At 74.2% G+C, this 7,777-nt stretch carries 8 protein-coding genes; 4 read left to right on the forward strand and 4 right to left on the reverse strand.

The window, feature by feature from the left end; genetic code table 11:
- The first annotated feature begins 93 nt into the window (after positions 1-93).
- On the forward strand, positions 94-1,485 hold the full coding sequence (locus ABGA99_RS35220; RefSeq protein WP_347581662.1) for a hypothetical protein: 1,392 nt from the start codon (positions 94-96) through the stop codon (positions 1,483-1,485).
- Positions 1,482-2,264 (forward strand): APH(3'') family aminoglycoside O-phosphotransferase, encoded by a 783-nt coding sequence (locus tag ABGA99_RS35225; RefSeq protein ID WP_347584217.1) that lies wholly within the window; start codon positions 1,482-1,484, stop codon positions 2,262-2,264. The genes ABGA99_RS35220 and ABGA99_RS35225 overlap by 4 nt, the downstream gene beginning before the upstream one ends.
- Positions 2,265-2,268: 4 nt before the next feature.
- Here the strand turns inward: ABGA99_RS35225 and ABGA99_RS35230 are convergent, their stop codons facing one another.
- Together ABGA99_RS35230 and ABGA99_RS35235 are read right to left on the reverse strand one after the other, a co-directional pair.
- Entirely contained in the window at positions 2,269-2,724 is a 456-nt protein-coding gene (locus ABGA99_RS35230; RefSeq protein WP_347581664.1) for an NUDIX domain-containing protein, read from the reverse strand.
- 13 nt (positions 2,725-2,737) lie between these two features.
- Positions 2,738-3,355, reverse strand: coding sequence for a CGNR zinc finger domain-containing protein (locus ABGA99_RS35235; RefSeq protein WP_347584218.1), 618 nt, complete (start codon positions 3,353-3,355; stop codon positions 2,738-2,740).
- A gap of 20 nt (positions 3,356-3,375) precedes the next feature.
- On the opposite strand from ABGA99_RS35235, the gene ABGA99_RS35240 reads away from it, so the two are divergent.
- Positions 3,376-3,831, forward strand: coding sequence for a VOC family protein (locus ABGA99_RS35240; RefSeq protein ID WP_347584219.1), 456 nt, complete (start codon positions 3,376-3,378; stop codon positions 3,829-3,831).
- A gap of 68 nt (positions 3,832-3,899) precedes the next feature.
- Here the strand turns inward: ABGA99_RS35240 and ABGA99_RS35245 are convergent, their stop codons facing one another.
- Both ABGA99_RS35245 and ABGA99_RS35250 read right to left on the reverse strand, forming a co-directional pair.
- Positions 3,900-5,099 (reverse strand): sigma-E factor regulatory protein RseB domain-containing protein, encoded by a 1,200-nt coding sequence (locus ABGA99_RS35245; protein WP_347581667.1) that lies wholly within the window; start codon positions 5,097-5,099, stop codon positions 3,900-3,902.
- 207 nt (positions 5,100-5,306) lie between these two features.
- Positions 5,307-6,317 carry a polyprenyl synthetase family protein gene (locus tag ABGA99_RS35250; RefSeq protein WP_347581668.1) on the reverse strand — a complete coding sequence of 337 codons (1,011 nt, stop codon included), beginning with the start codon at positions 6,315-6,317 and terminating at the stop codon, positions 5,307-5,309.
- 189 nt (positions 6,318-6,506) lie between these two features.
- Here ABGA99_RS35250 and ABGA99_RS35255 point away from each other — a divergent pair, with 189 nt between their 5' ends.
- Complete coding sequence (locus ABGA99_RS35255) at positions 6,507-7,730, forward strand: fumarylacetoacetate hydrolase family protein (RefSeq protein WP_347584220.1); 1,224 nt, start codon at positions 6,507-6,509, stop codon at positions 7,728-7,730.
- Positions 7,731-7,777: the final 47 nt, after the last annotated feature.

A 7,777-nucleotide genomic window follows, 5' to 3' on the forward strand; every position in this document is an offset into this window, starting at 1 on the left:
CGGCGTGCGTTGCCGACCTCGCGCGGATGCTTGCGTGCGGCGTACGGGACGGCGGCCGGGCGCCGGGCGGCAGGGCGCACGTAAGGTGCGGGGATGGGGCGTGAGCGGGTGGACAAGTCGCAGGTGCGGGCGCAGGTGGGGACCGCGGGGGTCATGGGCGCGCTCGCCGGGGCGGCGCTCGCCGGTGGGCGGGGAGCGCGTGCGGCGGTCGCCGGGGCGGCGGCCGGGGCGGTCGGGCTCGGGGTGATCGAGGCGGTCTCCCGGGTACGGCAGCGGCCCGGCGAGATCCCGGCCCTGTGGCAGCGCATCGCCACCAGCGGCGCCCTGGCCGCCGCCGCGGGCTGGGCGGGCGCCCGGCTGACGGGCGCGGGCCCGGTGGCGGTGGGCACGGTGGCGGGAGCGGCGGCGGGCGCGCTGGGCATACGGCCGCACAAGGTGGCCCTGGGCCCGGTGGTGGGCGCCGCGGTCGGCGGCGCGTACGCGCTGCGGACCGGTGGCGGCACGGACACGGGCGCCGCCGGGCCCGTGCGCACCGCGGCCGCGGAGCCGCGGCCCGGAGCCGTCGCCGCGCGCGGGGCCGTGGTCGCCGCGGGTGCGGTGGTGGCGTTCCGGGTGGTCTCCGCGCTGGTGTTCCGGGACGCGCAGGTCAGCCTCGTCGCCGAGGAGGCCCGCACCGAGGATCTGCCGTTCGTCGTGCCGCTCGAAGCGCGGTCCGCGTACGTCGGCACCTCGTACGTACGCGACCTGGCCGGCGTCCTCGGCGGTACGTACACCGCCGACGCGCCCGACGTCGGCATCGTCGCCTCGCTCGACGCCCTCGCCGGGCCGGGTTTCGACCCCGCGGACGTGGATCCGCGGGTACGGGAGTTCTACGAGCACACCGCCCGCTTCACCCTCGACATCGAACCCCGCTGGCGCCTCTGGGTCCGCCCCGGCTACCTCCTCTACCGCGCCCTCGTCGCCCAGCCCCTCGGCCAGGCCAACGTGCCGATGAACCAGCGCGAGGTGCAGCGCGGCATGCGCAGCCGCATCGACACCATCACCCCCGCCCCGGAGAAGGCGGCCGCCGGGGAGATCGCCGTCCGCGGCTGGATCCGGTCCTTCGCCGACACCGACGACCCCATCTACGTCGGCATCTACACCACGTACCGGCACGGCGACCGCGGCTACGTCAGCGTCGGATTCCCGCTCCCCCACGCCAGCTTCACCGCCACCCTCCTCCCCCGCGCCCGGCCCGGCGGCGGACTGACGCTCACCAGCCACGCGGCGGACGAAGCCGGGAGCGACGGCACCGACCACCCCGGCCACTACCTCACGTACATCGACCCCGAGACCCGCGAGCTGACCACCCTCGGCGTGCACGGCTTCGCCGAGCGGCTCGACGTCCACGTCACCGACGACGGCCTGCTCCGCGCCGCACACTCCTTCTCCGTCTTCGGCATCCCGTTCCTCGTCCTGCACTACCGAATGGACCGCAAGGCATGACGCACGACGACTGGACCCCCGTCACCACCGGCGAGTCCGGGGCCGCTGTTCTCCGCAGCGCGGACGGCACCCGCTACGCCAAGCACGTACCCGCGACGGACCCGGCCGGCACCGCCGCACTCGCCGACGAGCGCGACCGCACCGCCTGGCTGGCCGGCCAGGGCGTGCCGGGCCCCCGCGTCCTCGACTGGCACTCCGACGGCACCGGCGCCCGCCTGGTCACCGCCGCCGTCCCCGGCGTCCCCGCCGACCGGTTGCCGCCGGACGACCTGCGGGCCTGCTGGAGCCGGATCGCCGAGGCCGTAGGCGCCCTGCACGCGCTCCCCGCCGCCGACTGCCCGTACCACCGGGACCTGGACGACGTGATGGCCACCGCACGCGACGTCGTCGCCCGCGGTGCCGTGAACCCGGACTTCCTGCCCGAGGAACAACAGCACACCCCCGCCGCGGAGTTGCTGGCCCGCCTCGAACCCCAGCTCGCCCGGCGCCGGAAGCAGGCCGCCGACGACACCGTCGTCTGCCACGGCGACCTCACCCTGGCGAACATCGTCCTCGACCCCGGCACCCTGGACATGACGGGCTTCGTCGACCTCGGCCGCCTCGGACTCGCCGACCGCCACAGCGACCTGGCCCTGGTCCTGGCCAACTCCCGCGAAACCTGGCCGGACGAGGCCGAAGCGCGCGTCCGGGACGCCGCCTTCGCCGAGCGCTACGGCACCGAACCCGACCCCGACCGACTCCGCTTCTACCTCCACCTCGACCCCCTGACCTGGGGCTGAGGCGTCACGCCGGGGCGCCCTCCCTGATCAGTCGGACGTGGGCCTCCTGGAGCCCCTCCGGGAGGGCGTCCGGGCTGAACCACTCCGCCGCCAGGATCTCGAACCCGTCGAGCTTCAGAGTGCCGCCCACGTGCCGCGCCTCGTAGGCGATCTCCGCGCGGAGCCGGTAGCCGCTGGTCACCCGGACCAACCGGCCGGGCACGACGTCGAGTCCGGTCTCCTCCCGCACCTCACGGACGACGGTCTGCGAGAACTCCTCGCCCTTGACCGCGAAGCCGGTCGGCAGCCCCCACGGCCGGGAGTCGGACCACATGCGGTGCTTGAGCAGCAGCACCTGACCCTGCTCGTTCCGCACCACACCGGTCACGCCGATCATGAACTTGGCCTGCGTGAACCACAGGATCCGCCACTGCAGGGGACCGCGCAGGAGCTTCCAGGCCCGGGCGACGACTCGCTTCATGTGTCGCATCTTTTCAGGAGTGGTCCGCTTCGCGCCGGGCTCTGAGGGTGCGGACCTTGTGACGGTTGCCGCAGCGGTCCATGGAGCACCAGCGGCGGCGGCCCGGGCGGGAGGTGTCGGCGAAGAGCAGGTAGCAGCGCTCGCCCGCGCACTCGCGGATGCGGTGGGCGTACGGGCCGGAGAAGAGGTCCACCGCATCGCGGGCGACCGTCGACAGGAGCCGGGCCGTGGGTGCCGGGCCGGGGGCCCAGGACGGGGTGCCGTCGGGGGTGAGGCGGGGGGCCAGGGGCGGTTCGGCCGCGGCGGCGTTGAGGGCGGCCAGGTCCGCGGCGGGGAGGGGGGCGTCGTGGGCGCGGGCCCGGGTGAGGCGGAAGAGGGCGTCGCGCAGCTCGCGCACGGCCGGCACGTCGGCCTCGGTGACCGTCAGCTCCGGCGCCGGGCGCAGCCTGCTGGCCGCCGCCCACGCCGCGACGTCCGCGGGGGCGTGCAGCAACTCGTACCGCGCGAAGGGACCCGGGCCGCCCGTCGTCAGCAACTCCAGGCTGAGCGCGCCCGGATCGAAGCGGAAGACCTGGCCGTCAGGGGGGCGCATCTCGATGCCCGGGGCGCGGGCGCTTGCCTCGTCCACCATGTAACCAGTATAACCGGTACATGGTTCCCACGCACTGGAAGCTCGTCATCGACGCCACCGACCCGCACTCCCAGGCCGACTTCTGGGCCGCCGCCCTCGGCTACGAGGTGGAGGACAACAGCCCGCTCATCGAGCAACTGCTCGCGGCCGGCGCCATCCCCGAGGACGTGCTGACCCGCCACCGCGACCGCCGCGCCTGGCGCACCGCCGCCGCCGTCCGGCACCCCGACGACCCGTACGACCCCACCTCCGGCACGGGTCTCGGCCGCCGGCTGCTCTTCAACCAGGTCCCCGAGCCCAAGCCCGCCGGCAAGAACCGCCTGCACCTCGACCTCCACCCCGAGTCCGGGCGGCGCGAGGAGGAGACGGCCCGGCTGGCGGAGCTGGGGGCCCTCGTCGTACGGCACGTCAAGGAGCAGGGCGGGGAGTGGACCGTCATGACGGACCCGGAGGGGAACGAGTTCTGTGTCCACTGACGGGGGAACGCGCGAAGGCCGCCGCATGCCGGGGAGGCGCGCGGCGGCCTTGCGGGGCGGTGCTGCGGTCAGTCCGCGGCGGCCTCCAGGGCCTCCGGGGTGACGGCGCCGACGTAGACCTTGTCGTCGGTGATCAGCACGTTGACCAGCCGGCTCTCGAAGACCCGGCCGGCGTCGGTCTTGTCGGTGAAGAAGTCGAGGGCGGCCCCGACCCCGTTCTCGCTCAGCGTGCCGCCCGGCAGCGAGAGCTCGGCGATCGAGCCCCAGCCCTCGCCGTGGACCTCGACGTCCTCCGGACCGGCGGCCTTGCCGCCCCCGGCCCGGTCCCCGCCGGCCCAGTCGCCGCCGAAGCCGCCGAAGCCCTTGCCGAAGTCCCCGCCGAGGCCCTCACCGAAGCCCTCGTCGAGGTCCTTCTCCGTCACCTCGGCGCCCGCCGGCGGCGCGAACAGGTCCGCGTCCGGCTTGTTGAAGTCGACCTTCGTGAAGCCGACGTCCACGACCGCCTTGCCGTCGTCCGCCGTCAGCGCCACCCGCAGCGGCACGCCGTTGTCGGCGTCCACCGCGATCGTGATGTCCCGGACCGTCGACTCGTCCTGCTTCGGCGTCAGCCGCAGCTCGTACGCGTCCTGCCCGGCCACCTGCGCCGTGCCGGCGACGTCCACGTCCGTCGTCTCGTCCGCGGCCTTCAGCAGCCGCTCCGCCAGTTCCTGCGGGGTGGCGTCCTTCAGGTCCTTCGGCAGCCCGAGGTCGTGCTCCGGGGCGTCCTTCTTCTTCCCCGCGTCCTTCGGCAGCGTGGAGTGGGACACCTCGTCCGAGTCGCCGCCGAACGTCCAGACGTCCTCGCCGTTGCGCACCACCGTACGGTCGCCGTCGGAGCCGGTGAGCGTGACCCGCTGCTTCTCCGGGCCGTCGGCCGCGACATGCAGCTTGGTGTCGCCGGCGAGCAGCCGGGAGAGGTTCGCGCCGTCGCCGCCGCCGCCGAACGGTATCGAGGGCAGGCCCAGGTCCGTGCTGACCTTCACCGTGCCGTCGACCGACTCGACCTCCGACGCCAGCGCCTTGGCGATCAGTTCCTCGGCCGTCACGTCGTCCGAGCTCGGGCCGTCGTCCTGGGCGAGCGCGGGCACCAGGCCGATGGTGGCGGCGGCGAGTCCCGCGATACCCAGGGGCACCCCATAGCGCACCGCCTTTCTGCGCCGGGCCGCGGCGAGGTCCGCGGCGCGGTCCTCGGCCTCGTCGGCGGGTCGCTCCGGTGGGATCAGTGCCATGGGAAGTACCTCCGTCTCCGCGAGGGTCCGCGGAAAGTCATTCGCTGCGTCACGGCTTCCCACCCATCACAACAAACCGGACGGCTCGTGGCGTCAGCCCGTGGGTGCAGCTTCGATTACTCCTGTCGTATGACGGCATCCGCCGCAGGAGGGGGTTCCCCCTGATGCGTGTACGGGCCATCCGTCCCGGGATCGCGGCCGGCACGGCTACCCCGCCCGGTCCACCACCGCGTCGCACAGCCCCTCCAGGGCCGTCCGCGCCGGGCACGCCGGCAGCGCCGTCAGGATCGCCCGCGCCTCCGCCGCGTACCGCACGGTGTCCCGCCTGGCCTGCTCCACCGCCGGGTGGACGCGCAGCCGGGCCAGGGCCTCCGCGTGCCGCGAGTCGTCCGTCAGATCGTCGGCGAGCAGCGCCGCCAACTCCAGGTCGGCCGGCTCGCGGTGGCGCTGGGCGGCGGCGCGCAGGTGCAGCACCGGCAGCGTCGCGACGCCCTCGCGCAGATCCGTGCCCGGTGTCTTCCCCGACTCGGCGCCGTCGCTGGTGATGTCGAGCAGGTCGTCCGCGAGCTGGAAGGCGATGCCGATGCGCTCGCCGTACTGCGTCAGCACCTCCACCACCGACTCGTCCGCACCCGCGGTCAGCGCGCCGAAGCGGCCGGAGACGGCGATGAGCGAACCGGTCTTGCCGGCGAGCACGTCCAGGTAGTGGTCGACCGGGTCGCGGCCCTCGGTCGGGCCCGCGGTCTCCAGGATCTGCCCGGTGACCAGCCGCTCGAACGCCTGGGCCTGGATACGGACCATCTCGGGGCCCAGGTCGGCGAGGAGCCGGGAGGCACGCGCGAAGAGGAAGTCGCCGGTGAGGACGGCGACGGAGTTGGCCCAGCGGCTGTTGGCGCTGGGGACGCCGCGGCGTACGGCCGCCTCGTCCATCACGTCGTCGTGGTAGAGCGTGGCCAGGTGCGTCAGCTCGACCACGACGCCGGAGGGCGCGACGCCCGGCGCGTGCGGATCGCCGAACTGCGCGGCGAGCATGACAAGCAGGGGGCGGAATCTCTTGCCGCCCGCGCGGACCAGATGCCGCGCGGCCTCGGTGATGAACGGCACATCGCTCTTCGTGGCCTCCAGGAGGCCCTCTTCGACGGCCGCGAGTCCGGCGTCGACATCGGCTTCCAAGGCTCGGTCCTCAACGCTGAGCCCCAAGGGCGCGACCACGGTCACGAGGGCTCCTCCTGTCTGCAGACGTTCACGTGGAACAGATTGTCGATGTGTCGTTAGCAACCACCATGCACCACGTTCGCAGCGTAGCCGGTCACGCGACGATCACGTCGGGCGGCTTCCCCTACGCCGACCTGGGGGTCGTAACCTGAGGTCCCCAGCCCGCCGACCACGATGAGGCAGGACTCCGCGATGTCCGAGCACAGCCCGCTCGACGTGCCAGAAGGCGATCCCTTCGGGCCGCACAACCTTCCGTACGGTGTCTTCTCCACGCCCGCCGGCACGAACCCCCGCGTCGGCGTGCGCTACGGCGCCTCCGTCCTGGACACCGCCGCCGTCGCGACGGCCCTCGGCTCCCCGTACACCGCGCTGCTCGCCGCCCCGACGCTGGCGCCGCTGATGGCCGCGGGCCGGCCGGTGTGGCAGGCCGTACGGGCCGAGGTGACCGCCTGGCTGACCGACCCGGCGCACCGCGCCGCCGTCGAGCCGCACCTGCACGAGCTGGACCGCGTCGCGCTGCACATGCCGTTCGAGGTCGGCGACTACGTCGACTTCTACTCCAGCGAGCACCACGCCGCCAACGTCGGCCGCATCTTCCGCCCCGGCGAGGAGCCGCTGACGCCCAACTGGAAGCACCTGCCCATCGGCTACCACGGCCGGTCCGGCACGATCATCCCCGCCGGCACGCCCGTCGTGCGCCCCGCCGGCCAGCGCAAGCGCGCCGCCGACGACCCCGTGCCGGGCCCCGCGTTCGGGCCCAGCATCCGCCTGGACATCGAGGCCGAGGTGGGCTTCGTCATCGGCGTACCGTCGCGGATGGGCACGCCCGTGCCCCGTACCGCCTTCCGCGACCACGTCTTCGGCGTCTGCCTGGTCAACGACTGGTCCGCGCGCGACGTCCAGCTCTGGGAGCAGCGCCCCCTCGGCCCGCACCAGGCCAAGTCCTTCGCCACGTCCATCGACACCTGGATCACCCCCCTCGACGCCCTGGAAGCCGCCCGGGTCGCGCCGCCGGAGCGGACGCACCCGCTGCTGCCGTACCTCGACGACACCGGCGCGGACGCCCCGGACGACGGCTACGACCTGCGACTTGAGGTACGGATCAACGGCGAGCGGGTCTCCCGTCCGCCGTTCGCCGCCATGTACTGGACCGCGGCGCAGCAGTTGGCCCACATGACGGTCAACGGCGCCTCGGTACGCACCGGCGACCTCTACGCCTCCGGCACCGTCAGCGGGCCGGAACCCGACCAGGTGGGGTCGCTGCTGGAGCTGACGAAGGGCAAGGGCCCGTGGCTGGAGGACGGGGACACCGTCGCGATCGACGGTTGGGCGCCCGGCCCGAACGGCGTGCGGATCGCCCTCGGCGGGGTCGTCGCCCAGGTCAAGCCGACGGGTTGGACCCCGCCGCAGCGCTAGCCGGCCGCGGGGGTGGGGGGGGGGGGGGGGGGGGGGGGGCGGGGGGG

The sequence above is a fragment of the Streptomyces sp. B5E4 genome, assembly GCF_039871555.1.
Classification (GTDB): domain Bacteria; phylum Actinomycetota; class Actinomycetes; order Streptomycetales; family Streptomycetaceae; genus Streptomyces.

Bases quoted from the DNA above. Each gene is read 5' to 3' on its own strand.
- ABGA99_RS35220 (WP_347581662.1), top strand. From the start codon at position 94: ATGGGGCGTGAGCGGGTGGACAAGTCGCAGGTGCGGGCGCAGGTGGGG.
- ABGA99_RS35225 (WP_347584217.1), top strand. From the start codon at position 1,482: ATGACGCACGACGACTGGACCCCCGTCACCACCGGCGAGTCCGGGGCC.
- ABGA99_RS35230 (WP_347581664.1), bottom strand. From the start codon at position 2,724: ATGAAGCGAGTCGTCGCCCGGGCCTGGAAGCTCCTGCGCGGTCCCCTG.
- ABGA99_RS35235 (WP_347584218.1), bottom strand. From the start codon at position 3,355: ATGGTGGACGAGGCAAGCGCCCGCGCCCCGGGCATCGAGATGCGCCCC.
- ABGA99_RS35240 (WP_347584219.1), top strand. From the start codon at position 3,376: ATGGTTCCCACGCACTGGAAGCTCGTCATCGACGCCACCGACCCGCAC.
- ABGA99_RS35245 (WP_347581667.1), bottom strand. From the start codon at position 5,099: ATGGCACTGATCCCACCGGAGCGACCCGCCGACGAGGCCGAGGACCGC.
- ABGA99_RS35255 (WP_347584220.1), top strand. From the start codon at position 6,507: ATGTCCGAGCACAGCCCGCTCGACGTGCCAGAAGGCGATCCCTTCGGG.